This is a genomic window from Microbacterium sp. UBA7513 (genome assembly GCF_002478345.1).
Classification (GTDB): domain Bacteria; phylum Actinomycetota; class Actinomycetes; order Actinomycetales; family Microbacteriaceae; genus Microbacterium.
In genome coordinates this window covers 147,054-170,265 of record NZ_DLNJ01000007.1, presented here as the reverse complement: position 1 = coordinate 170,265, position 23,212 = coordinate 147,054, and the positions used below count along the sequence as shown (strand labels likewise).

Genomic DNA, 23,212 nt, shown 5'->3' with positions numbered 1-23,212 from the left:
AGGGACGAGGCGACGGCCTCGATGCCGGCCACGGCGCTCACGCGTTCCGCCCGATCTGCAGCGCCGCCTCGTAGGAGTTGCGGGCACGATCCACGATCGCTGCGCTCGCCTGGTATCCGCGCTGCGCGAGGATCAGCTGGCTCATCTGGTCTCCCAGGTCGATGTCGGGGTAGCGCACGTAGCCGTCGGCGTCGGCGAGCGGATGGTCGGGTTGGTGCACGAGCCGGCCCTCCGCGTCGCCCTGGACGGTGCCGGCGACGTAGACCCCGGGGGACTGGTCGCTGGTCTGCGCCAGGATGTACCGCGCTCGGAACGCCGCGCCGTCGGTCGGTGTCGCCGTGTTGATGTTGGCGATGTTGTCGCTGATGGCGTCCAGCCACTTCCGGTGCACGGTCAGTCCCGTGCCGGCGATCCCGATGGCGTCGAAGGTCATGACGTCCTCATCGCGGTGCGCATCGAGGAGAACGACCCGTTCACGGCCTGCGTCGCGAACTGGTAGCGCAGCATCGTGTCGATGCTGGACAGGGTCTCGGTGTCGAGGTTCACGTTGTTGCCGTTCAGCCTCGTCGGCTCGAGCGACGTCCCGACCGTGGCGGACACGTCCCCGTCGCCGGCGGCGATCGAGTCGGCGAGCGCGGCCTCGAACTGCACGCGCTTGGCGTGGTAGTCGGGGGTGTTGATGTTGGCGATGTTGTCGGCGATGGCTCGCTGGCGCAGCGAGAGGCCGTTCAGCGCACTCGTCAGTGCGGTGATGGTCACAGAGTCGAACACGAACCGGCTCCCCGTGTGTGGGCGAAGTGGCCGTTCCCTGGCCGAGTCTTACGAGCGATCCGTGCTCTCGGGAGACTGTCGGCCGTCCGTGCGGTTTCGTTAGGAGGGCCGCTCACCCGTCCACGTCGAGGTAGGCGGGGGCATCAGGCGAGCGGGGCGCCGGCACGCGCCGGACGGCACCGAGGTGCTGCCGCAGCCCCTCGAGCTCGGAGCGGGCGCGCTCCATGGCGGCGTGCTGCCGGTCGATCACCGCGCGGGCGCGATCGGCCAGGTGCGGGGGGAGCGGGGAGGACGGCGGCGCCCAGGGGATGATGTCGTGCACCTCGACGGCGCCCGCCGGCGCGGCGAGGATCCGGTCGGCGTCCGCTTCGAGCCGGTCGAGCAGCGCGGCCCAGTCCTCGTCCGTCATGCGCGGCCCTCCGCGACGGCCAGGGCGGCAGCGTGCCAGGCGTCGCGCAGCGGCACGACGAGCTCGCGGCAGGCATGCGTGCGCTCGGGATCGCGGCCGATGTTGGCGCCGATCAGCGTCTGGGACAGGAAGACGTACAGCGAGCGCAGCCCGGCGCTGCCGCTCCAGTCGTCGGTGAGGGACGACGACAGCTCGGCCACGATCGCCTGCGCGTGCTGGAGCTGGGTGTTGGCCTCGGTCCAGTCGGCCGCCCGCTGCGCCGTCTCGGCGCGTTCGATGTCGAGCAGGAGCCGGTCGTAGAGCATCGTGACCAGGCGCTCCGGCGGGGCGGACAGGATGGCGTCCTCGCGGTACCGCTGCTGGGCGCGCAGGGCGGCGTTCATGCTCACGAGCTCGACCCGGAGCGGCTGCTCGGCAGCGCGTTGATCTGGGAGGCGAGGTACGACGACTGCGACTGCATCTGCGACAGCATCACCTCGAGGCGCGCGTACGTGCGCTCCAGCGACGCCTTGCGCTGCGCGAGGCGCACGTCCCAGCGCTCCATCTGCTCGCCGAGGCTCTTGACCTCGCTCTCCTGACCCGTGATCCGCGAGGTGAGCAGCCCGTCGTATTTGTCCGAGTAGGACGTCGCCGTCTGCTCCACGCGTGCCGCGACCGCGGAGAAGAGCGCGCCGACGGCCGCGGGGTCCTTCGCCAGCGCCTCGGAGAACTTCTCCTCGTCGAACGTGAGCTTGCCGTACATGTCTGTCGAGATGCCGATCGTGGAGGGCGAGACGCCGTCCACGGGGTGCTGCACCGCGTCGGCGAGGGCCGTCCGCAGACCGCGGATGGTGCTGTCGCCGGTGAAGACGCCGAGGGTGGTCTTCTCGCCCTGTCCCGCGGCGACCGTCGCCTTCGAGCCGTTGTCGATGCGCGTGAAGATGTCGGTGAGGAGGGCGATGAACTCCCCGGAGGCCTTGGTCCTGGCCTCGCCGTCGACGGCGACGGTGACCGTGACAGGGGTGGTCGAGACGGTGGAGACCGTGACGTCGACGCCCTCGAAGAGATCGGTGAACGTGTTGCCGGAGGAGGTGATGACCTGTTCGGCCGCGGTGCCGGCCCAGAGCCGCAGCTGCGCGTCCGTGCCCGTGGCGATGACGGCGGCGCCGGGCTCCGTGGACACGTCCGTGGCGGTGCCGGCGGTCACGGCGGCGAGGTCGCCCGCGTAGACGCGGAACCGTCCGGCCTCTCCGGATTCCTCGGCCCGGAGCTGCAGGCGGTAGACGGGGGTGCCGTCGGCATCCTTGCCGGCGGGGACGGCCGTGGCGAGGACACCGGTGTCGGCGTCGTTGATGGCCTGGGCGATGTCCTGCATCGACGTCGAGTCGGCCTGCACCTGGACGCGCTTGCCCGTGGCGTCCTCGAGCGTCAGGACGGGCGGGTCCGCGGGCCAGCGGGTCAGGGCGGCCGAGACCACCGTATGCGCCTGGGCGAGACGGTCGACGACGATGTCGGTGGACACGGGAGCGGCGCCGGTGCGCAAGGCGACCTTCACCGACTCGGACGACGCGCTGCCGGTGAAGCGGTCGAGACCGCCGGGCGCTGCGGCCTTCTCGGCGGCGGCGGCGAGGTTCTGCACGGCCGTGTTGAGGGTGCGCAGCTGCGTCATGACGACGTTCTTGTCGTCGATCTTGGCCTTGAGCAGCGTGCGGGGGATGGCGTGCACGTCCATGAGGGCCTTGATGACCTCGGTGGTCTTGAGCCCCGACACGAGGCCGTCGAGCGAGAGCGACATGCGGCTTCCCTTCTGTGTGCGGCGGGGCCCGGGCGACGGCCGAAGCCGTCACCCGGACCCCCGGAGTGATTCCGTGCGGCGGCGCGGATCAGCGCAGCAGCTGGAGCACGCCCTGGTTGGCCTGGTTGGCCTGGGCCAGCATGGCCGTTCCCGCCTGCGACAGGATGTTCGCCGACGTGAACTTGACCATCTCGGACGCCATGTCGGTGTCGCGGATACGGCTCTCGGCGGCGGCGAGGTTCTCGGCCGACACGTTGAGGCTGTTGATGGTCGACTCGAAGCGGTTCTGCAGCGCACCGTAGCCGGCACGTGCGGTCGAGACCGCCTGGATCTGCGTGTCGATGCCCGCCAGAGCCGCACCGTACGATGCCGCGTCGGTCATCGTCGCCGCGAGGGTCTTGATGTCGGCGCCGAGGGTGTCGAAATCGGTCAGGGCGACCGAGATCTGGTCATCGGCGGCGACGGAGCCCGCACCGACCTGGAACGTCAGCGTCGTGCCGCCCGAGAGCAGCTTGATGCCGTTGAAGTTCGTGCTGTCGGCGACCCGGGTGAGCTCGTCACCGAGGGTGTTGATCTCCTTCTGGATCGCCTCGCGCGACTTCGCGTTGTTCGAGTCGTTCGCGCCCTGAGCGGTCAGGTCGCGCACGCGCTGCAGGATGGAGTGCACCTCGGTCAGGGCGCCTTCCGCGGTCTGGATGACCGAGATGCCGTCCTGGGCGTTGCGGGCCGCGACGTTCAGGCCGTTGACCTGCGAACGCAGGCCCTCGGAGATCGCGAGGCCGGCGGCGTCGTCCGCTGCGCGGTTGATGCGCAGACCGCTCGAGAGCTTCTCGAGCGACTTCGACAGGTCGTTCTGCGTGTTGGACAGGTTGCGGTAGGCGTTGAGCGCGCCCACGTTGGTGTTGATCTGCATACCCATGAGGGTTTCCTCCGTGATGTGTTGAACAGGAGACCATCCGTGGTCTCCTGCCCTCACCTATCGGCGGAGGATCCGATCGCGTTAGGCGGGGGCGGCGGCGCGGAAGACGTCGCCGATCCGGACGCCGGCGGCCTCGGCGATGCGGCCGAAGTACGCATCCAGCGCGGCGGGCGACACCCGGGTGGTGGTCGTGGTCTCCGTGCCGCCCTCGGCGAAGTAGCGGTCCAGGGCGTCGCGGAGCAGGCGCACCGCCTCCGCCCGCTGCTGCGAGACGGCGGAGTGGGTGACGCCGAGTTCCTCGGCGATCTCCTTGACGGGGCGCTCCTCGACGTAGACGGCCACGACGATGCGGCGCATGCGCTCGGGGAGAGCGGTGATGGCGTGCTCGAGCACCTCTCTCCGCTCGCCGACCAGCGCGGACTCCTCCGGCAGGGGGATGTCGGCGACGAGGTCCCGGGTGGCGGGGTCGTCGAGCGGGGCGACCGTGCGCGCAGCGTCGGCGAGGGCCTCCACGACCGCCTCCTTGGGGGAGCCCATGGCGGTGGCGATCTCGGTGGCGGTCGCCGTGCGACCGAGCGCGGCGGTGAGGGTGTCGCGCACGGCGACGGTCTCCTTGATGCGCTTGCGGATGCCGCGGGATGCCCAGTCCATGGCGCGCATCTCGTCGGCGAAGGCGCCGAGGATGCGTCGGCGGGCGTATGCGCCGAACGGGACGCCGAGCGCGGGGTCGTAGGCGTCGGCGGCGGTCACGAGCGCGAGCGCGCCGACGGCGGCGAGTTCTTCGCGGGGGATATGGGTAGCCCGAGCATGGGTGTCTGCAGCGAGGTAGCCGACCAGGGGGAGGTTGGCCTCGACGAGGCGGTTGCGCTCAGCGCGCGACGACATGGGGGATGATCCACCTCTCTGGATGCACTCCGGAAGCTCATGGCGAGGGGTAGATGTCCATATCACAAGGTCCGAGATATGTCCATGGGGATAACTAACCGCCGCCAATCCACATAGTAACCTTAGGGGCGCGATGGCCGATAGAGATTTATGAACCGTTAATAGGCGGGCCGGTCGCACCTGCGTGGGGCGGGCGATCGCTGGGGACAAGGGGATCATGGGAGCCAACGAACTATCGATGCAGCTCTGGCGCGAGCGCGAGCTGCTCGAGATGCTGCTTTTCAAGCTCGACGAGCAACAGCTGCTGCTCGCCGCCGGCCGGTCGCACTGGATCCAGTTCGCGGCCAGGGAGATCGATCAGGTGCTCGACCGCCTGCGCGCCGCGAGCCTGGCCAGGGCCGTCGAGGTCGCCGGCGTCGCCGAGGAGTGGGGGGCTCCTCAGGACGCGACGATCGGGCAGCTCATCGAGCATGCCCCGGACGGGGCCTGGGGTGACGTCTTCACCGACCACATGCGCGCGCTCGTGAAGCTGACGGCGGAGGTCGAGCAGATGCGCGACGCCGCCGCGGAACAGCTCAGCGGGGTGCTCCGCGCCACCCAGGAGACCATCGCCGCTCTCGGCCAGGAGAGCGGCGAGTACACCACCCGCGGCGACCGCGCCCGCGAGGACGCCGCCCGCATCATCGACACCGAGATGTGACCGAGAGGGATTCATGTCGACCTTCAGTGGACTGACCACCGCCGCCAGCGGCCTCGCCGCCGCGCGCCGGGGCATGGATGTGGTCGGGCAGAACATCGCCAACCAGAAGACCGAGGGGTACACGCGGCAGCGCGTCGAGACCTCCTCCATCGCCGCCGTCGCGCAGACCGGGCGCTTCAGCATGGGTGCGCTGCCCGGACACGGCGTCTCCATCGACGGGGTGACCCGCCTCGGCGACGCGTTGCTGGACGCCCGGGTCCGCGACACCCTCGGCGCCTCCGGCTACTGGGCCACCCGCGCGCTCGCGGCGACGACCGCCGAGTCGGCGCTCGCGGAGCCGACGGACAAGGGCCTCGCCAACCGGTTGACCAACTTCTGGGCCGGCTGGCAGGACCTCGCCAACACCCCCGACTCCGGGGCCGCGGCCGCGAGCATCCTGGAGTCGGCGAAGGAGCTCGCCGCCCACATCTCCGGCGGCTACCGCACGGTCGCCGCGCAGTGGACGGCCGCTCGAGGGACCGCGGAGCGCACCGTCAGCCAGGTCAACGCCGCGGCTGACCAGATCGCGGTGCTGAACACCGAGATCCGCGAGGCTCTGGCCTCGGGGCGTTCGGCCAACGAACTCACCGACCGCCGCAACCTGCTCGCGGAGGACGTGGCCCGGCTCGCCGGCGCGACGGCGACTCTGGAGACGGACGGCACGCTCACGGTGCGCCTCGGCGGCAACGCCCTGGTCGCCGGCGGGGACGCCCGTCACCTCGCCCTGACCGGCTCGGCGACGATCGACGGCGCTCCGCGCGTCGGGGTCGTCTGGGAGTCGGTCCCGGATCTGCCCCTCGTGGTGGACGGCGGAGAGCTCGGCGGCTCGCTCGCGGTGCTCGCCCCGGCCGCCGACGGCGGGATGCTGGCGCAGCTCGCCGCCACCTACGACCGGGTGGCCACGGCGCTGGCGGAGTCGCTCAACGCGCAGCACCGCTCCGGTGTCACGGCGTCCGGACAGCCGGGTGGTGACTTCTTCACCCTCCCGGCGACCGGCTCTGCCGCGCTCGGGCTGCAGGTGGCCGTCACCTCGGCGGCCGACCTGGCCCTCGCCGCGCCCGGCGCGGGCTCCAAGGACGCGACGAACGCCGACCTCATCTCCCAGATCGGGCAGCGCGCGACCTCTCCGGATGCGCTGTGGACCGACCAGGTGACCCGCTTCGGCGTGGCCACCGCGGCCGACGTGCAGCGCGCGAAGGTGTCGGATGCGGCGGCGGTCGGTGCCGTCGGCGCGCAGCAGTCCGTCGCGGCCGTGGACGGCGACGAGGAGACGATCAGCCTCCTCACCTACCAGACCGCCTATCAGGCGGCGGCCCGCGTGCTCACCGCCGTCGACGAGGCCCTCGACGTCCTCATCAACCGCACGGGCGTCGTCGGACGCTGATCGGAGAAGCTCCATGATCTCTCGCGTGACCCAGACCACCATGACGCAGACGGCGATGCGCCAGCTGCAGTCCAACCTCTCCGAGCTCGCCCGGCTGCAGGAGCAGGCGACGTCGCAGAAGGCGTTCGCCGCCCCCTCGGACGATCCGGCGGCGGCGGCTGCCGCCCTCGCCCTGCATGCCGAGCAGCGGCGCACCGAGCAGTACGCGCGCAACATCGACGACGGCCTGGCGTGGGTGACCGCGGCCGACACGGCGATCACCTCCAGCACCTCGCTGCTCTCGCGGGTGCGGGACCTCACCGCGCAGGGTGCGAACGACGGGGCGCTGGACGCCGCGGCGAAGGAGGCCCTCGCGGTGGAGCTGGAGGGCATTCGCGACGAGCTGCTCTCACAGGCCAACACTCGGCTGCTCGGACGGTCCGTGTTCGCCGGGACCTCGGACACCGCGGCCTTCGCCGCCGACTACTCGTACAGCGGCGTCGCCGGCTCCGAGGTCACCCGCCGTGTGTCCGACGCGGCGGCCGTCCGCGTCGACACCGACGGGGCGGCGGTGTTCGGTACCGGCGACGACTCGGTGTTCGCTCTCGTCGACCGCATCGTCGCCGACCTCCGCTCCGGCACCAACGTGGGACCACGGCTCGCGGAGATCGACGACCGCCGCACGGCGATGCTGGGCGTGCAGGGCGCGGTCGGCACCAGGCAGGCTCAGATCGAACGCGCCAAGGAGGCGACAGTGCAGAATTCCGTGTCCCTCGAGTCCCGCCGTGCCGCGGTCGAGGACGTCGACTCGGTCGAGGTGCTCATCCGCCTGCAGGCGCAGGAGCTCGTCTACCGCTCGGCGCTCGCCGTGAACGCGCGCGTGCTGCAGCCATCGCTGATGGAGTTCCTGCGATGACCGCCGCGCTCACCTTCACGGCCCCGCCGCCCGGGCTGGCTCCGCACGTGGACTTCGCCCTCGCGCCCGTCGATGGTGCGGACGGGCTCTTCGCCATGCGGGCGGTCGAGGACGAGGCCCTGCGGCTCTACCTGGTCGACCCGAACACCGTCCTCACGGAGTACGCGCCGATCCTCACGGATGCGCAGGTCACCGACCTCGCGCTCGCCTCGGCGGACGACGCCTTCGTGCTCGTGGTCGCCCACCCCGCCGCCGAGGGCGTCAGCGTCAACCTGCTGGCGCCGGTCGTCGTGAACCGGGCGACGGGAGCGGCGACGCAGGTCATCCTCGAAGGTCAGGACTACCCCGTGCGGGCGCCGCTGGGCTGACCTGCGCGGGTGCCGGGGACCGGGCGTGACGGGCGGGGTGACGACTACCCTGGAGAGGTGATCCTCGCCGTCGACACCTCCCTTGGCACCGCCGTCGCCCTCATCGACCCGGACGGGACGCGTCGTGCCGAGGCCGGTACCGCCGATCCGCTGGGCCACGCCGAGGTGATCGGCGACCTGGTGCGCGACGTGCTCCGGGAGAGCGGGTCCGATGGCATCACGCACGTCGTGGCCGGAATGGGCCCGGGCCCGTTCACCGGGCTGCGGATCGGCATCGCGACCGCGCGGGCGTTCGCCCTCGGCCGCGGTGTCCCGGTCGTCCCGGTCCCGAGCCACATGGCGGCAGCGCTCACGATCCAGGCCACCGTGACCGGCCCGTTCGCCGTCGTCACCGACGCCCGCCGTCGCGAGGTCGCCGTCACCGTCTTCGACGGGCTGGACGAGGACGGGATCCCGCGCACGATCGCCGACACGGTCCTCGTGCGGGCCGCCGACGCCGACGAGCATCTCGCGGGCCTCCGCCGGGTGGACGTGACGACGCTGTCCGCGGTCGACCTCGCCCGGGTGGGGGCGCGGGCGCTCGCTGCCGGCCGGACCCTCGCCGGCGAGGAGCCGCTCTACCTGCGGCACCCGGACGTCACCCTGCCCGGTGCCCCGAAGAAGGTGGGCGCATGACGCTCCGGGACGCGCGGCCGGACGACCTCGACGCGATCATGGCCATCGAGCAGCGCTCGTTCCCGACCGACGCGTGGAGTCGGGAGACCATGGCGGGCGAGCTGGCGAGCCCGCACGGCCGCTACCTCGTCGACGAGCAAGGCGGGGCGATCGTCGGCTACGGCGGGGTCAGGGCCCTGCAGGGCGGCGCGGACGCCGACATCCAGACCATCGCCCTCCTCACCGAGGTCCGAGGACAGGGACGCGGGCGCGCTCTGCTGCGTGCCCTGCTGCGGACGGCCGCGGCACGGGGCGCGCACGAGGTGTTCCTCGAGGTGCGCGCCGACAACCCGGCGGCCGAGGGGCTGTATCGCACGGAGGGCTTCGAGGAGATCGGCAGGCGCCCCCGTTACTATCAGCCGGACGACGTCGACGCGATCGTGATGCGTCTGGACCTGCGCCGCCATCCGGCGCCCGCCGATACGCCGGAGGAGGCGACCGCATGAGTGAGCCCCTGGTGCTCGGCATCGAGACGAGCTGCGACGAGACCGGCATCGGCATCGTGCGGGGCCGCACGCTGCTGTCCAACACGATCGCCTCCAGCATGGACGAGCACGCCCGGTACGGGGGCGTCGTGCCGGAGGTCGCGGCCCGCGCGCACCTCGAAGCGCTGCAGCCGGCCATCGACGCCGCTCTCGCCGAGGCCGACGTCCGCCTCGCCGACCTCGATGCGGTGGCCGTGACGAGCGGCCCGGGCCTCGCGGGAGCGCTCATGGTCGGTGTGGGGGCGGCGAAGGGACTCGCGGTCGCCCTCGACAAGCCGCTGTACGCGGTCAACCACCTCGTCGGCCACATCGCCGCCGACATCCTCACCCCGGAGGCGGCGCCGCTGGAGTACCCGACGATCGCGCTGCTGGTCTCCGGCGGCCACACCTCCCTGCTCCACGTGCGCGACCTCACGACCGATGTCGAGCTGCTCGGCGAGACCGTGGACGACGCTGCAGGCGAGGCCTTCGACAAGGTCGCCCGGCTGCTGTCGCTGCCGTATCCCGGCGGCCCCGAGATCGACCGGGCGGCGGTCGGCGGAGACCCGGACGCGATCCGCTTCCCGCGCGGGCTCTCCCGTGCCTCCGACCTCGCGAAGCATCGCTACGACTTCTCCTTCTCCGGGCTGAAGACCGCTGTCGCCCGCTGGGTCGAGCGCTTCGAGGCGGAGAACGCCGCCGCGGGCGCCGACGCGCGCGAGCTGCCGATCGCCGACGTCGCCGCCAGCTTCCGGGAGGCCGTCGTCGACGTTCTCGTCACCAAGGCGCTCAACGCCTGCGCGGACCTCGGGGTGCCGCGGCTGCTCCTGGGCGGTGGTGTGATCGCGAACCGTCGGCTCCACGAGGTGGCGCTGGCCAGGGCCGCCGAGGCCGGCGTCACCGTGCGCATCCCGCCGCTGTCGCTCTGCACGGACAACGGTGCCATGATCGCCGCGCTCGCCGCTGAGCTCATCGCGTCGGGGCGCCCCGCCTCGACGCTCGGCTTCGGCGCTGACTCGACGCTGCCGGTCACCGAGATCCAGGTCGCGGAGGCGGTGCCGGCGTGAGCGGGCTCGCGCGCGGACCGGAGCCGGACGGGGCCATGCCCCGTGCGCGGGTCGAGCGCGCGAGCGGGCAGGTCGAACGTCCGGCAGGGACGGCGCGCCTTCCCGGGGCCCCGCGGGAGGGGTACACGAAGCTCCCGACGGGTCCGGTGGGCATCGAGCCGGTGGTCGTCAGCGGGCCCGACCTCGACCACGGGGAGGAGGACGCCTGGGAACCGGCGTCCGAGCCGGTGCCCGTGGACGACACTCGGCTGGCGCCGTGGGCGCTACTGGCGGCGATCGTCGCTCTCGGCGCATCGTTCTTCGTGGGGTGGGGGATCCCGGTCGCGGTCGTCGCCGTGATCGCCGCGATCATGTCGCTGCGCCGCCCCGTCGAGAACCGCGCGATCGCGCGCTGGGCGCTCGTGCTGGGTCTGTGCGCGACCGTGTACAGCCTGGGATGGCTGGTCTGGGCGGGCATGCAGTTCGAGAGGCTGGGCTAGGCGCGATGGCCGGAGCGGACGACGACGACGTCGAGGAGCGCAGGGCCCTGCAGCGCAAGGCGTACGGGCCCGGCGGGGAGCTGAGCGCCGCGGAGGCCGCCCGTCTGCGCGCGCTCGAGGATTCCCGGCGGACACGGCCCGTGGGTCCCCCTGCGGCCCCCTTGGCGACCGGTCCCGTCCAGGAGTCCCGGCCACCCGGCCCTCCGCCGTCCTCCGGGTTGTCGTCCGGTCCGCACGACGACGGACCTCCGACCCCGGGCGGCGATCCCGCGATGCCGGAAGAGGAATCCGAGGAGGTCGCGACCGCCCGGACCGACTCTCCGACTCTCCGGGCAGGGCGGGGCCGTCTCCTCGGGACACGTGTGCTCGCCGCGGTCGTGGTGCTGCTGCTCGGCGTCGGCATCGGCTGGTTGGCCTTCGGCCGGACCGGCGGAGCCGCTGTCGCCCTGAGCGCGGTACAGCAGCAGTGGCAGTCCGAGCTCGTCGCGTCCGGACGGTACGACGCCGGCTCGGTGCGCGCGCTCGCCACGGAGGACGACGCGGTGGTCTGGACGGCGACGCAGAACGGTGGCGCGAGCATCTGCCTGGTCCTCCGGTCGGCGGAGAGCACGACGCCGAGCTGCAATCGGCGCGAGACCGTGCAGGAGGAAGGCCTGTGGGGCGAGGTGACCACGCAGCGCGACGACGACTACACGCGCCAGATCATGGCTCAGCTGATCCTCACACCCGACGGCGAACCGGCGGTGAGCGTCGACGTCTCGGAGTACGGGATCGGTGACGGCGGCGGGATCACGTACGCGAACGAGGCGGAGACCCGCGCGGCCGCGCGTCTGGTCGAGGAAGGGTTCGACCCGAACTCCATCTGGGTCGTCGGGTACGACGACGATGTCCCCATCTGGACGGCCTCCGCGCAGGATTCGGGGCGGCATTGTCTCGTCTACGACGGATCGACGGCCGACGCTCCGATGGCCTGCGAGGAGACCGAGACGCTGGCGGAGCACGACGGGCGGCTGCGGCTGCAGGTGACGGACACGACGACCGGGCAGGTGACGACGTACGAGCTGCCGACCAGCGCGCGCGTGCCGTCCTTCACGATCATCCGCGAGGGGAGCGACGCCGGTGCGGTCGGAGACTGACGGAGAGGACGCCGCGGCAGCGGAGCGCCGGGCGCTGGAGCGCGCGGCGTACGGCCGCGACGGCGGGCTCGACGCCGCAGCGGCCCGTCGGCTTCAGGAGCTTCAGGAGGGGCATCGTCGCCGGACCCCTTTCACGCAGGACGAGCGGACGGAGTCGTCATCCGTGGGCGACGACCCGCCGGAGGACGTGACCGCTCGCCGGGCGCCGGAGAACGTGCCGGCCGCGGAGGACACCCCTCCGGCCGCCCCGGACGACGTCTCCCGGACGGAGGCGCGGGCTGCGAACCGCCGCGGTCTCGTGCCGGTGCTCGTGGCGTCGGCGGCTCTCCTCGCGATCGGCGTGGGAGCCGGGTGGGCGCTGTTCGCCCCGCGGCCGGACGCGTTTCCGCTGACGGAGGCGCAAGAGGAGCGGCGGATCGCGCTCGCCGGTGAGGGCTACGACCCCGGCTCCGTGCGTCCGGTGGCGGAGGCGGAGGGCGCGCTCGCCTGGTTCGCCACGCAGGACGACGGGGCCAGCCGGTGTCTGATCCTCGACGTCGACAAGGACTCCCAGTCGACCTGTCTGGCGGAGGAGGAGGTGGGGCCGGGCCTGTACGCCTCGCTCCCCGTGCCGACCTCCGCAGCGGACGACGAGGAGGACTCCTTCTCCTTCGAGGGCGTGACGGCGGTCATGCTCTTCTCCACCGCGGACGAGCCGATGGTGAGCATCCAGCGCTGGGGAGGCGGCTCGACGCTCGTCGCCCAGTTCGGTGAGGCGGAGCGGGCGAGGGCGGAGGAGCTCGTCGGCGATGGCTACGACCTCAACCTCTCCGTCCTCGGATCCTTCCGCGAGCAGCCGGTCTGGCTCGGCGAGCGCCGTGCGGAGAGCGGGGCCGCCGAACGCTGCCTGATCGTCGACGCCGACGGCTCGCGCCAGTGCGCCACGGTCGACGAGGCCGTGCAGTCCGGGCTCCGCGTGCAGCTGCTCGACGTCGACCACGAGACCGGGGAGCTGCTGTCGGCGTCCGTGATCGAGGTCGACTTCACGCGATGGCAGACGCCCTATCTCACCGTGACCTCGGGCCCCGCCGTGGTCGACGAGGCGACGGGCGAGTCGTACCTGGTGACCACCGGGCCGCCCGGGGATCCGATACGTGTCGACATCCCGGGCCGGGAGTCGGAGGACTGACCATCCTCAGTCCGCGGCGGGCACCCGGTCGGCGAGGATCGCGCGTCGCTGATCGCCGAATCGCGCGAGGATCAGGGTCGCCTCGGCATCGCCTCGGAGGGTCAGCTTGCGCCGGAAGGCCGCGGGATCGACGTCCACCCCGCGCTTCTTGATCTCGATGCGGCCGATGCCGTGGGTCTTCAGGGCCGCGTTGATCGTCTTCGGCGTGATCGGCAGCGTCTCCCGGACGCGGAACGACTGCACGAACGGGCTCGTCAGGGCGGCGTCGGAGGTCAGGTACGCGATGCGCGGATCGAGCATCCCCGCGTCGAGGCTGCGGGCGACGTCGCCGATGAGACGGGCCCGGATGACGGCGCCGTCCGGCTCGTGGAGGAAGGCCCCGAGCGCACGGACGGGAGCGTCCTCGGCGTCTGCGGCGCCGGTGAGCTCGTGCGAGCGCTCGCCGCGGATGACGAGGGCGGAGCGCCGGACCCCGTCCCTCGCCAGCTCGCGCGACCACACCACGAGCTCGACGACGCTCCCCTCGGCGCTGACCCACTGCGTCTCCGCGTCCGTGGGCAGGGCGCCGCGGTCGTGGGCCGGGCCGAGCTTGATCCCGGTGGGGCGCTGCGCGGCGACGGCGAACGCCCAGTCGAGGGACGGCGAGTAGTCGTCGGCGGAGACGCGCCGGGTCTCGCTGTGCCCGGAGGTGCGGCGCGCGGGATCCATCCAGATCGCCCGGCCGGGGACCTGTTCTCCGAGGGCCTCCTCCGCGGTCGCGTGGCGCACCGTGGCGTCGTCGCCGAACGGGGCGAGGTTGTAGGCGGCGAGGGCCGCGGTCACCTCGTCGGCGTCCACCGCGTGCACCGCCAGCCCCGCGCCGGCGAATGCGAGGGCGTCGCCGCCGATGCCGCAGCCGAGATCCGCGACACTCGTGAGGCCGGCCCGGCGGATCCGCTGGGCGTGGCGAGCGGCGACGCCCAAACGGGTGGCCTGCTCGAGGCCGGCGCGGGTGAAGAGCATGCGGGCGGCGAACGGGCCGAACTTCGCCGCGGCCTTCGCGCGCAGGTGCGCTTGTCCGACCACGGCGGAGACGAGGTCGGGGGAGTGGCCCGCGGCGCGCAGCCGGGAGACGGCGGCTGCGGCCTCCGCGGTGGAGGTGACCGGCCCGAGCGCATCGAGCAGCTCCAGGCCGGCGGGGGTCAGCAGGGCGCGCAGCTCGGACATCTCCACCCTCCCAGCCTACGGCGCGCTCGCCGCTCCGACCCGGGTTGGCACTCGCATTGCATGAGTGCCAGCCGACCGCCTACACTGGCATTAGCACTCTCGGGTTGAGAGTGCGAACGAGTCTTTCGTGTCAGCGTCAAGAAAGAAGAGGTAGACCGTGTCGGTTTCCATCAAGCCGCTCGAGGACCGCATCGTCATCAAGCAGGTCGAGGCCGAGCAGACCACCGCGAGTGGCCTGGTCATCCCCGACACCGCCAAGGAGAAGCCCCAGGAGGGCGAGGTCGTGGCGGTCGGCCCCGGCCGTATCGACGACAACGGCAACCGCGTCCCGCTCGACGTCGCCGTCGGCGACCGCGTGCTCTACAGCAAGTACGGCGGCACCGAGGTGAAGTTCGGTGCAGACGAGTTCCTCGTCCTGTCGGCTCGCGACGTCCTGGCGGTCGTCGTCCGCTGATCGCACCACCCGGTTCGACGAGGGCCCGGATGCTTCGGCATCCGGGCCCTCGTCGGCTTTCGGAGCGGCGCGGCCCTGGTCCTCGCGGGCATAAGGTTGTGCGGTGGCCCCCGAGACGACCCGCGCCACCCAGACGGCGGGCATCGCGTACGCCGGGAGCGCCTACCTGCTGTGGGGTTTCCTGCCGCTCTACTTCCTCCTGCTGCAGCCGACCGGTCCGTGGGAGGTCGTCGCCTGGCGGGTGCTGCTCTCCTTCGTCTTCTGTCTCCTGCTGCTCACCGTCACGAGGGGATGGCCCGCCCTCCTCGCGATCGTCCGGAGCCCGCGACTGCTGGGGTGGACGGCCCTGGCCGGCCTGCTCATCTACGTCAACTGGCAGGTGTTCGTCCTCGGCACGCTGAGCGGGAACGTCGTGGAGACGGCGCTCGGCTACTTCATCAACCCGATCACGACCGTGCTGCTCGGCGTCCTGGTGCTCAAGGAGCGCCTCCGTCGGCTGCAGTGGGTGGCCGTCGGCATCGCGGCCGCCGCGGTGGTCGTCATCGTCGTGGCGTACGGCCACGTCCCCTGGATCGCCCTGACGCTGACGGCCTCCTTCGGCCTGTACGGGCTCATCAAGAAGAAGATCGGCCCCGCCGTCGACGCGGTCAGCGGGCTGACGCTCGAGTCGTTCTGGCTGATCCCCATCGCGGTGGTGCAGCTCGTGATCGTGGCGACGACGCCCGTCGGGCTGACGATGGGGACGGCGGGCTGGTCGCACGCCGTGCTGCTGGCATTCGCGGGTGTGGCCACAGCCGTCCCCCTGCTGCTCTTCGCAGCCGGCACGCGTCGGGTCGACCTCGCCGTGATCGGCATGCTGCAGTTCCTCACCCCCGTCCTGCAGTTCCTGATCGGGGTCGCCGTGCTCCGTGAGCCGATGCCGCCGGAGCGCTGGATCGGGTTCGTCCTGGTGTGGATCGCGATCGCGGTCTTCATCGTCGACCTGCTCCTCGCCGCGCGGCGCGGCCGCCGGGACACCCCCGCCGCAGCGCTCTGATCCCGCCTGTCCACGCCCGGAATCGACGGTCCTGGATCGTTAACGCACCGAGATACTTGCCCCTCCTGCGCGCGGGGCGCACGCCCTAGTGTTAGAGCACCCGACTGTGGTCACCATCCACGTTCGTTTACGCAAGGGAGCATCATGAACGCACTGAAGGGCTCGCGCAGCGCGAGGATCTTCGCCGGGATCGCGCTGGTCAGCGCTTCCGCCCTCATCATCGCGGGCTGCAGCAGCACGCCGAACGCGGAGCCGTCGGACGGGGGTGGCGACAAGCCGGCCGCCGACCTGACGCTCAAGCTCGGTTCGCTGCTGCCGGCCACCGGTACGCTCGCGTTCCTGGGCGCGCCGATGGAAGCCGGTGTCCAGCTCGCCGTCAACCAGATCAACGAGGCCGACGCCGGCATCACGATCGACCTCAGCACGGCCGACGAGGGCGACCTCGACAACAAGGCCTACGAGACCTCCATCAACAACCTGCGCAACGACGACATCACCGCCATGATCGGCGCGGCGTCCTCCAGCGTCACCAAGCTCATCCTCGACGGCAACGCGGGCGCGGACATCCTCACGGTGTCCCCGTCGAACACCTCGCCGGACTTCACGGGCATCAACCCGCTGTACTTCCGGACCGCGCCGAGCGACAACCTCCAGGGTGAGGTCCTCGGCAACGAGATCGCCGAGGACGGCCACAAGACGCTGGGCATCATCTACCAGAACGACCCGTACGGCACGGGACTGTTCGAGGCGATCAAGGCCACGTTCGAGAGCACCGGCGGCGAGGTCGTCGCCGACGCGTCGTACAACCAGGGTGACGGTCAGTTCAACGCGCAGGTCTCGGAGATCGCCGCGGCGAACCCGGACGCGGTCGCGGTCGTCTCCTACGACCAGTTCGCCACCATCGCGCCGCTGCTCGGCAACGCCGGGGTCGACACCGGGTCGCTGTACCTCGTCGACGGCAACCTGAAGGACTGGGGTGCCGATATCCCGGTCAGCCTCGAGGGCTCGAAGGGCACCCGCGCCGGCGCTGAGCTGCCGCAGGACTTCCTCGACCAGCTGAACGAGGTCTGGACGGCCGAGGGCAACGACCCGATCGACGCCGTGACCTACTCGGCCGAGGCGTACGACGCCGTGGTGCTGATCGCTCTGGCGGCGCTGAAGGCCGGCTCGGTCGAGGGCCCGGACATCGCGGCCGAGATGATCACCGTCTCCGGCGGTGACGGCGACGGCGAGAAGTGCGACAACTTCGCCGACTGCGCCGCGATCATCAACGACGGCGGCACGCCGGACTACGACGGTCTCTCCGGCGAGATCACCTTCGACGAGAACAACGACCCGAAGGGTGCGGCGATCGGCGTCTACGAGTTCGACGCCGAGAACGTCACCTCGCGCATCAAGTAACCAACGGAGAAGGCCCCGGATGCTTCGGCATCCGGGGTCTTTTCCGTGCCCAGGCCGATCTCAGGCGGCGTCTGTCCCCAGGGTGCCGAGGTAGAGGCCGATGACCTTCGGGTCGTTCAGCAGCTCCCGCCCGGTGCCCTCGTAGGCGTCCTTGCCCTGGTCGAGCACGTAGCCGCGGTCGCAGATCTGCAGGCACCGCCGGGCGTTCTGCTCGACCATGATCGTCGTCACGCCCGCCTTGTTGATGTCGGAGACGCGGATGAAGGCGTCGTCCTGCCGCACGGGGGAGAGGCCGGCGGACGGCTCGTCGAGCAGCAGCACGGACGGGTCCATCATGAGTGCGCGCGACATGGCGACCATCTGCCGCTCACCGCCGGAGAGCGAGCCGGCACGCTGCTTCAGACGCTTGCCGATCTCCGCGAAGATGCTGTTGACGAACTCGAGCCGCTCCGCGAAGATCTTCGGGTTCTGGTAGAGCCCCATCTCCAGGTTCTCCTGGATGGTGAGCGACGGGAAGACGTTGTTCGTCTGCGGTACGAAGGCGACACCGCGGCGCACGAGCTTGTCGGCCTTGAGGCCCACGATGCTCTCGCCCTTCACGGTGATGTCGCCCTCGCGGACGTTCACCATGCCGAAGATCGCCTTGAGGAGCGTCGACTTGCCGGCGCCGTTCGGGCCGATGATGCCGATGAGCTCGCCCTGGCGGGCGACGAGGTTCGCGCCGTTGAGGATGTTCACTCCCGGCAGGTAGCCGGCGTGCACGTCCTTCAGCTCGACGATGATGTCGCCGGTCGCGGGGGTGCCCTCGGCGGGGATCGCGGTGCTCATGCCTTGTCCTCCTCGGCGGCGTCCTCGGCCTCGACCTCGGCCTCGACCTCCGTCTCGATCTGCTCGCGGATGCGCTCCGCGTCGGCGTCCGAGATCACCGGGAGACGGCCGGTGACGGCGCCGAGGTCCACGTCCTGATGGGCGCCCAGGTAGGCGTCCACGACCGCGGGGTCCTCCATGACGGTCTCCGGTGGTCCCTCGGCCACCACGCGACCCTCGGCCATCACGACGACCCAGTCGGCGATGTGGCGCACCATGTGCATGTCGTGCTCCACGAAGAGCACCGTCATCCCGAGGTCCTTGAGGTCGAGGATGTGGTCGAGGAGCGACTGCGTGAGGGCGGGGTTCACCCCGGCCATCGGCTCGTCCAGCATCACCAGGCTCGGGTCGCTCATGAGGGCCCTGGCCATCTCCAGCAGCTTGCGCTGACCACCGGAGAGCGATGCCGCGAAGTCCTGCTCCTTGGCGTCGAGCTTGAAGCGCACGAGGAGCTCGTGGGCGCGCTGCTCGATCTCCTGCTCCTGCGTGCGCCAGAGGAAGGGGATCAGACCGGCCCAGAAGCCCTCGCCGCGCTGGTCCTTCGCGCCGAGCTTCATGTTCTCCAGCACGGTCAGCAGCGACAGCGACTTGGTGAGCTGGAAGGTGCGCACCTGTCCCATGCGGGCGACCTTGAACGACGGGATACCGGACAGGTTCTTGCCGTCGTAGGACCACGTGCCGCTGTTGGGCTTGTCGAAGCCGCACAGGAGGTTGAACAGCGTGGTCTTGCCGGCGCCGTTGGGGCCGATGAGCGCCGTGATGGCGCCACGGGGGATCTCGAGGTGATCGACGTCGACCGCGGTCAGGCCGCCGAAGCGCCGCTGCACGGCGTCCACGACGAGGATCGGGTCGACCTTCTTGACCCCGGGGGCGGCGGGACCCGCGGCGAGGCCGGTGGTCTTGGCGCGAGGAGCGCTCTTCGCGGGCGTGACGGCCGCGTCGTTCTCACTTGACAAAGGTCATCTCCCTCTTGTTCCCCAGGATGCCCTGCGGGCGGAACACGACGATGAGCATCAGCACGATGCCGATGAGGATGTAGCGCACCACGTCGGCCTGAGCGCTCGTCATGGGCAGGTAGCCGGCCGTGGCCATCGCGGGCAGGAGCGCGCCGAGGAAGGCGAACACCACCCAGAAGAGCACGGCGCCGAGCGTCGGACCGAACACCGTGGCTGCGCCGCCGAGGAGCAGGATCGTCCACAGGAAGAACGTCAGCGACGTCGAGTAGCTGCCGGGGATGACCGCCGAGGGCAGGACGAAGACGATTCCGCCCAGCGCACCGATCACGCCACCCACCACGAGTGCCTGCATCTTGTAGGCGAAGACGTTCTTGCCGAGCGAGCGCACGGCGTCTTCGTCCTCGCGGATGCCCTTGAGCACGCGGCCCCACGGGCTGCGCATGAGCGCCCAGACCACGAGGATCGTCAGAGCGAGGGTGAGCAGACCGAACACCCGCACCCAGAGGTCGTTGGCGTTGTAGGTCCACGGCCCGAAGCCGTAGGTGCCCGGCGGGAACGGGTTGGCGTCGCGGAAGCTCTGGTGGTAGCCGGAGAGACCGCCGGCGGAGTTCGTCCAGTCCTTGAACAGCTCGGTGACGAACATCAGTCGCACGACCTCCGCGGCCGCGATGGTCGCGATCGCGAGGTAGTCGGCGCGCAGCCGCAGCGTCGGGATGCCCAGCAGCAGGGCGAAGAGCGCGCCGCCGGTGATGCCGACGAGCACGCCAAGCCACCACGGGAAGCCGAAGGTGAGGATCGAGATCGCGTAGCCGTAGCCGCCGATCGCCATGAACGCCGCCATGCCGAAGTTGAGCAGACCCGTGTAGCCGAAGTGCACTGCGAGGCCGGTGGCCGCGAGGGCGTAGGCGATCGTCGTCGGGCTGAACAGGTAGGAGGCGGTGTTGCCGAAGATGCTTCCGAAGTCCATGCGTCAGCCCAACCTTTCCTTGCGTCCGAGGATGCCCTGCGGTCGCACGAGCAGGATGATGATCAGCGCGACGAGGGCGCTGGCGTACTTGAGGTCGGTCGGCACCCCGAGAAGCGTCGAGACCTCGACCGCGAGGCCGACGATGATCGAGCCGATCAGGGCGCCGATCGCGGAGCCGAGCCCGCCGAGCGTGATGGCGCAGAACATCAGCAGCAGCATCTGCATGCCCATGTCCCACTTCACGCCGGGGCGGAAGTACGCCCAGAGGATGCCGGAGATCGCCGCCAGCGTGCCGGCCAGGATCCAGACGATGCGGATGACCTTGTCCACGTCGATGCCGGAGGCGGCGGCGAGCTGCGGGTTGTCCGAGATCGCCCTCGTCGCCTTGCCGGTGCGGGTGCGGGTGAGGAAGAACGCGACGCCGAGGATCACGATGATGCTCGTCGCCATGCCGATCATGTCGATGTACGACAGGGAGATCGGCCCGAGGCGGATCGGCTCCGGGCTGGAGCCGGGCAACTGGTAGGTGTTGCCGCCGATGATGTATTGCAGGCCGTAGCGCAGGGCCAGCGAGAGGCCGATGCTGACGATCATGAGCTGGACGACGCCCAGGCCCCGGCGCCGCAGCGGCTTCCAGATGCCGGCATCGAGCGCCCAACCGAGTGCCGCACCTCCGATGACCGCGGCGATGATGCCCGCCCACAGCGGGAGCTGCCAGAAGGAGGTGACGACGAGCGTGACCACGGCGCCCCAGCTCACCATCTCGCCGTGGGCGAAGTTCGACAGGCGGGTGGTGCCGTAGATCAGAGCGGCGCCCATCGAGGCGAGCCCGAGCAGCAGCCCGAAGTTCAGGCCGCCCACCATGCGCGACAGGAGCTGATCGAGGAAGGAGACGGTCACCCGCTCGCCCTCGCCCAGGAAGAGGTTGACGATCTTCGTGCCGGTGAGCCCGAACTCCAGCTCGAACGAGGCGGTCGTGCCCGAGACGGGCTGGATCCCCTCGGGGAGTTGCGTCGCGTCGACGATCACACCGTCCGGCAGCGTCGACTCGTCGACCGTCAGGGTGTACGTCTCCTTCTCCGGCACGTACAGGCGCCACTTGCCCTCGGCGTCCGTCTCGGTCTCGGCGTCGAAGCCGTTGCCCTCGATCGTCATCACGACGCCCTCGACGGGCTCGTCCCCGTTGGTGACGACGCCGGCGAAGTAGAAGTCGGTGACCTCCTGACCGTCGTCCGTGGTCTCGGCGGAGGCCGCTGCGGGAGGGAGGAGGAGTGATGCCGCGAGCGCCATCAGGATTCCGAAGAAGGCGAAGGCCCGAGGGCGCTTTCGCGGTCCGGCGAGTGCTGTGGGTCCCACGCAACCTCCACTGTGAGTGCTGTCTCCGCGGGCTCGGGTCGAACCGCGGGGATGGACGACGCACTTGAGCGTAATGGGCGATCGGCGAATCACCTATCGTCCGGGCCAACGGTCCGGTAACGACAGGGTCCTGGGAATGTTCTCGGGCGTGTCTCGCTTAGAATCTCCATACGGGTCACGCCCGCGCACCGGCCGACGTCGACCCCCCATTCGCACCCGGATCCGCGCCACTCGCGCAGGAGGAGATTCCATGGACCAGCACGATCCCTTCGGCTTCGTCGGACTGACCTACGATGACGTGCTGCTGCTCCCCGGGCACACCGACGTCATCCCCAGTGAGGCTGACACGTCGTCCCGGATCACCCGACGGATCTCCGTCGCGACGCCGCTGCTCTCCAGCGCGATGGACACGGTGACCGAGTCCCGCATGGCGATCGCCATGGCCCGGGAGGGCGGCATCGGCATCCTGCACCGCAACCTCTCGATCGCCGACCAGGCCGCACACGTCGACCGCGTGAAGCGCAGCGAGTCCGGCATGATCACCGACCCCATCACCACGACGCAGGACGCGACGGTCGAGGAAGTCGACGCGCTGTGCGCCAAGTACCGGATCTCCGGCCTCCCGGTCGTGGACGACGAGGGTCGTCTGGTGGGCATCATCACGAACCGCGACATGCGCTTCGTCTCCGGCTTCGAGCGCCAGAGCACGTTCGTCAAGGACGTCATGACGAGGGAGAACCTCGTCACCGCCCCCGTCGGCGTCGCGGCCGGCGAGGTCATCGCGCTGTTCGCGAAGCACCGCGTCGAGAAGCTGCCCCTCATCGACGAGGATGGCAAGCTCGCCGGCCTCATCACCATCAAGGACTTCGACAAGAGCGAGAAGTATCCGCTCGCCACCAAGGATGACCAGGGTCGCCTGCGGGTGGGCGCGGCGATCGGCTTCTTCGGCGACGCGTGGGAGCGCGCCGAGGCCCTCCGCGACGCCGGGGTGGACGTGCTGGTCGTGGACACCGCCAACGGGCAGTCGCAGGGCGTGATCGACCTCGTCAAGCGCCTCAAGGCCGACGAGTCGTTCGCGCACATCGACGTCATCGGCGGCAACGTCGCCACCCGCGAAGGCGCGCAGGCGCTCGTGGACGCGGGCGTGGACGCGGTCAAGGTGGGCGTGGGTCCCGGCTCGATCTGCACCACCCGCGTGGTCGCCGGTGTGGGCGTGCCGCAGGTCACGGCCGTCTACGAGGCATCGCTCGCGGCTCGTCCGGCGGGCGTCCCGGTGATCGCCGACGGCGGCCTGCAGTACTCGGGCGACATCGCGAAGGCGCTCGTCGCCGGTGCCGATGCCGTGATGCTCGGCTCGCTGCTCGCAGGCACCGACGAGTCGCCGGGCGAGATCGTCTTCCAGTCGGGCAAGCAGTTCAAGCAGTACCGCGGCATGGGCTCGCTCGGCGCCATGCAGACGCGCGGCAAGCAGACCTCCTATTCGAAGGACCGCTACTTCCAGGCCGACGTGCCCAGCGACGACAAGCTGATCCCGGAGGGCATCGAGGGCCAGGTCCCCTACCGCGGCCCGCTCTCGGCCGTCGCCTACCAGCTCGTCGGCGGCCTGCGGCAGTCGATGTTCTACGTCGGCGCCCGCACCATCGAGGAGCTCAAGCAGCGCGGCAAGTTCGTGCGCATCACCTCGGCCGGGCTCAAGGAGTCGCACCCGCACGACGTGCAGATCGTCGTCGAGGCGCCCAACTACAAGAAGTGACCGCGACTCCCGCAGAGGGATGCACGAGGGGCCGGATGCGTTGC

The 23,212-nt window shown here is 70.8% G+C and carries 26 protein-coding genes; 14 read left to right on the top strand and 12 right to left on the bottom strand.

Translation table 11 applies throughout. The features are described 5' to 3' along the window. Positions 1 to 37: 37 nt before the first annotated feature. The 7 genes from B2W79_RS03610 to B2W79_RS03580 form a co-directional block, all read right to left on the bottom strand. The gene (locus B2W79_RS03610) at positions 38 to 433 is read right to left on the bottom strand and encodes a flagellar basal body rod protein FlgC (protein ID WP_071327494.1); all 396 of its coding nucleotides are present in this window, start codon (positions 431 to 433) and stop codon (positions 38 to 40) included. Then, positions 430 to 771, bottom strand: coding sequence for a flagellar basal body rod protein FlgB (flgB, locus tag B2W79_RS03605; RefSeq protein WP_025104347.1), 342 nt, complete (start codon positions 769 to 771; stop codon positions 430 to 432). The genes B2W79_RS03610 and flgB overlap by 4 nt, the downstream gene beginning before the upstream one ends. A gap of 112 nt (positions 772 to 883) precedes the next feature. Next, the gene (locus B2W79_RS03600; protein ID WP_062635827.1) at positions 884 to 1,180 is read right to left on the bottom strand and encodes a hypothetical protein; all 297 of its coding nucleotides are present in this window, start codon (positions 1,178 to 1,180) and stop codon (positions 884 to 886) included. Further along, positions 1,177 to 1,563, bottom strand: a complete 387-nt coding sequence (gene fliS, locus B2W79_RS03595; protein WP_062635829.1) for a flagellar export chaperone FliS — start codon at positions 1,561 to 1,563, stop codon at positions 1,177 to 1,179. Before fliS ends, B2W79_RS03600 begins: the two co-directional genes overlap by 4 nt. A 2-nt stretch (positions 1,564 to 1,565) precedes the next feature. Next, positions 1,566 to 2,954: a flagellar filament capping protein FliD gene (gene fliD / locus B2W79_RS03590; RefSeq protein WP_292787192.1), complete on the bottom strand. Its 1,389-nt coding sequence runs from the start codon at positions 2,952 to 2,954 to the stop codon at positions 1,566 to 1,568. Between the two features lie 88 nt (positions 2,955 to 3,042). Further along, positions 3,043 to 3,873 (bottom strand): flagellin, encoded by an 831-nt coding sequence (locus tag B2W79_RS03585; protein WP_071327492.1) that lies wholly within the window; start codon positions 3,871 to 3,873, stop codon positions 3,043 to 3,045. Positions 3,874 to 3,954: 81 nt separating this feature from the next. Then, positions 3,955 to 4,758, bottom strand: coding sequence for a sigma-70 family RNA polymerase sigma factor (locus tag B2W79_RS03580; RefSeq protein WP_292787188.1), 804 nt, complete (start codon positions 4,756 to 4,758; stop codon positions 3,955 to 3,957). A gap of 217 nt (positions 4,759 to 4,975) precedes the next feature. Here B2W79_RS03580 and flgN point away from each other — a divergent pair, with 217 nt between their 5' ends. From flgN to B2W79_RS03530, 10 genes are read left to right on the top strand one after another with little or no spacing between them, the layout of a single operon-like run. Further along, on the top strand, positions 4,976 to 5,458 hold the full coding sequence (flgN, locus tag B2W79_RS03575) for a flagellar export chaperone FlgN (RefSeq protein WP_025104341.1): 483 nt from the start codon (positions 4,976 to 4,978) through the stop codon (positions 5,456 to 5,458). Positions 5,459 to 5,471: 13 nt separating this feature from the next. Further along, complete coding sequence (flgK, locus tag B2W79_RS03570; RefSeq protein WP_292787185.1) at positions 5,472 to 6,881, top strand: flagellar hook-associated protein FlgK; 1,410 nt, start codon at positions 5,472 to 5,474, stop codon at positions 6,879 to 6,881. Positions 6,882 to 6,906: 25 nt separating this feature from the next. Next, positions 6,907 to 7,776 carry a flagellar hook-associated protein FlgL gene (gene flgL / locus B2W79_RS03565; RefSeq protein ID WP_313391149.1) on the top strand — a complete coding sequence of 290 codons (870 nt, stop codon included), beginning with the start codon at positions 6,907 to 6,909 and terminating at the stop codon, positions 7,774 to 7,776. Continuing rightward, the gene (locus B2W79_RS03560) at positions 7,773 to 8,144 is read left to right on the top strand and encodes a flagellar assembly protein FliW (protein WP_071327489.1); all 372 of its coding nucleotides are present in this window, start codon (positions 7,773 to 7,775) and stop codon (positions 8,142 to 8,144) included. The genes flgL and B2W79_RS03560 overlap by 4 nt, the downstream gene beginning before the upstream one ends. Before the next feature lie 57 nt (positions 8,145 to 8,201). Beyond that, positions 8,202 to 8,819: a tRNA (adenosine(37)-N6)-threonylcarbamoyltransferase complex dimerization subunit type 1 TsaB gene (gene tsaB / locus B2W79_RS03555; RefSeq protein WP_292787178.1), complete on the top strand. Its 618-nt coding sequence runs from the start codon at positions 8,202 to 8,204 to the stop codon at positions 8,817 to 8,819. Further along, positions 8,816 to 9,304, top strand: coding sequence for a ribosomal protein S18-alanine N-acetyltransferase (rimI, locus tag B2W79_RS03550; protein ID WP_292787175.1), 489 nt, complete (start codon positions 8,816 to 8,818; stop codon positions 9,302 to 9,304). Before tsaB ends, rimI begins: the two co-directional genes overlap by 4 nt. Then, positions 9,301 to 10,389 (top strand): tRNA (adenosine(37)-N6)-threonylcarbamoyltransferase complex transferase subunit TsaD, encoded by a 1,089-nt coding sequence (gene tsaD / locus B2W79_RS03545; protein WP_292787172.1) that lies wholly within the window; start codon positions 9,301 to 9,303, stop codon positions 10,387 to 10,389. Before rimI ends, tsaD begins: the two co-directional genes overlap by 4 nt. Next, complete coding sequence (locus tag B2W79_RS03540; RefSeq protein WP_256209335.1) at positions 10,386 to 10,868, top strand: hypothetical protein; 483 nt, start codon at positions 10,386 to 10,388, stop codon at positions 10,866 to 10,868. Before tsaD ends, B2W79_RS03540 begins: the two co-directional genes overlap by 4 nt. A 5-nt stretch (positions 10,869 to 10,873) precedes the next feature. Beyond that, complete coding sequence (locus B2W79_RS03535; protein ID WP_292787169.1) at positions 10,874 to 12,004, top strand: hypothetical protein; 1,131 nt, start codon at positions 10,874 to 10,876, stop codon at positions 12,002 to 12,004. Beyond that, positions 11,988 to 13,172: a hypothetical protein gene (locus tag B2W79_RS03530; protein WP_292787166.1), complete on the top strand. Its 1,185-nt coding sequence runs from the start codon at positions 11,988 to 11,990 to the stop codon at positions 13,170 to 13,172. The genes B2W79_RS03535 and B2W79_RS03530 overlap by 17 nt, the downstream gene beginning before the upstream one ends. A 6-nt stretch (positions 13,173 to 13,178) precedes the next feature. Here B2W79_RS03530 and B2W79_RS03525 read toward each other — a convergent pair whose 3' ends face one another. Beyond that, complete coding sequence (locus B2W79_RS03525; RefSeq protein ID WP_071327483.1) at positions 13,179 to 14,384, bottom strand: THUMP-like domain-containing protein; 1,206 nt, start codon at positions 14,382 to 14,384, stop codon at positions 13,179 to 13,181. A 151-nt stretch (positions 14,385 to 14,535) separates the two neighbouring features. Here B2W79_RS03525 and groES point away from each other — a divergent pair, with 151 nt between their 5' ends. The 3 genes from groES to B2W79_RS03510 all read left to right on the top strand — a co-directional run bounded on the left by groES (position 14,536) and on the right by B2W79_RS03510 (position 17,269). Next, positions 14,536 to 14,832: a co-chaperone GroES gene (gene groES, locus B2W79_RS03520; protein ID WP_017203655.1), complete on the top strand. Its 297-nt coding sequence runs from the start codon at positions 14,536 to 14,538 to the stop codon at positions 14,830 to 14,832. A 103-nt stretch (positions 14,833 to 14,935) separates the two neighbouring features. After that, on the top strand, positions 14,936 to 15,868 hold the full coding sequence (gene rarD / locus B2W79_RS03515) for an EamA family transporter RarD (protein ID WP_292787163.1): 933 nt from the start codon (positions 14,936 to 14,938) through the stop codon (positions 15,866 to 15,868). Positions 15,869 to 16,012: 144 nt separating this feature from the next. Beyond that, entirely contained in the window at positions 16,013 to 17,269 is a 1,257-nt protein-coding gene (locus B2W79_RS03510) for an ABC transporter substrate-binding protein (RefSeq protein ID WP_071327481.1), read from the top strand. A 60-nt stretch (positions 17,270 to 17,329) separates the two neighbouring features. Here the strand turns inward: B2W79_RS03510 and B2W79_RS03505 are convergent, their stop codons facing one another. The 4 genes from B2W79_RS03505 to B2W79_RS03490 are packed head-to-tail and all read right to left on the bottom strand — an operon-like array spanning position 17,330 to position 21,349. After that, positions 17,330 to 18,097, bottom strand: coding sequence for an ABC transporter ATP-binding protein (locus B2W79_RS03505; protein WP_071327480.1), 768 nt, complete (start codon positions 18,095 to 18,097; stop codon positions 17,330 to 17,332). Further along, the gene (locus B2W79_RS03500) at positions 18,094 to 19,092 is read right to left on the bottom strand and encodes an ABC transporter ATP-binding protein (protein ID WP_292787158.1); all 999 of its coding nucleotides are present in this window, start codon (positions 19,090 to 19,092) and stop codon (positions 18,094 to 18,096) included. The genes B2W79_RS03505 and B2W79_RS03500 overlap by 4 nt, the downstream gene beginning before the upstream one ends. After that, the gene (locus B2W79_RS03495) at positions 19,082 to 20,059 is read right to left on the bottom strand and encodes a branched-chain amino acid ABC transporter permease (RefSeq protein WP_025103732.1); all 978 of its coding nucleotides are present in this window, start codon (positions 20,057 to 20,059) and stop codon (positions 19,082 to 19,084) included. Before B2W79_RS03495 ends, B2W79_RS03500 begins: the two co-directional genes overlap by 11 nt. 3 nt (positions 20,060 to 20,062) lie before the next feature. Next, complete coding sequence (locus B2W79_RS03490; RefSeq protein WP_143049241.1) at positions 20,063 to 21,349, bottom strand: ABC transporter permease subunit; 1,287 nt, start codon at positions 21,347 to 21,349, stop codon at positions 20,063 to 20,065. 316 nt (positions 21,350 to 21,665) lie between these two features. On the opposite strand from B2W79_RS03490, the gene guaB reads away from it, so the two are divergent. Then, entirely contained in the window at positions 21,666 to 23,168 is a 1,503-nt protein-coding gene (guaB, locus tag B2W79_RS03485; protein ID WP_025103734.1) for an IMP dehydrogenase, read from the top strand. The last annotated feature ends 44 nt before the right edge of the window (positions 23,169 to 23,212 follow it).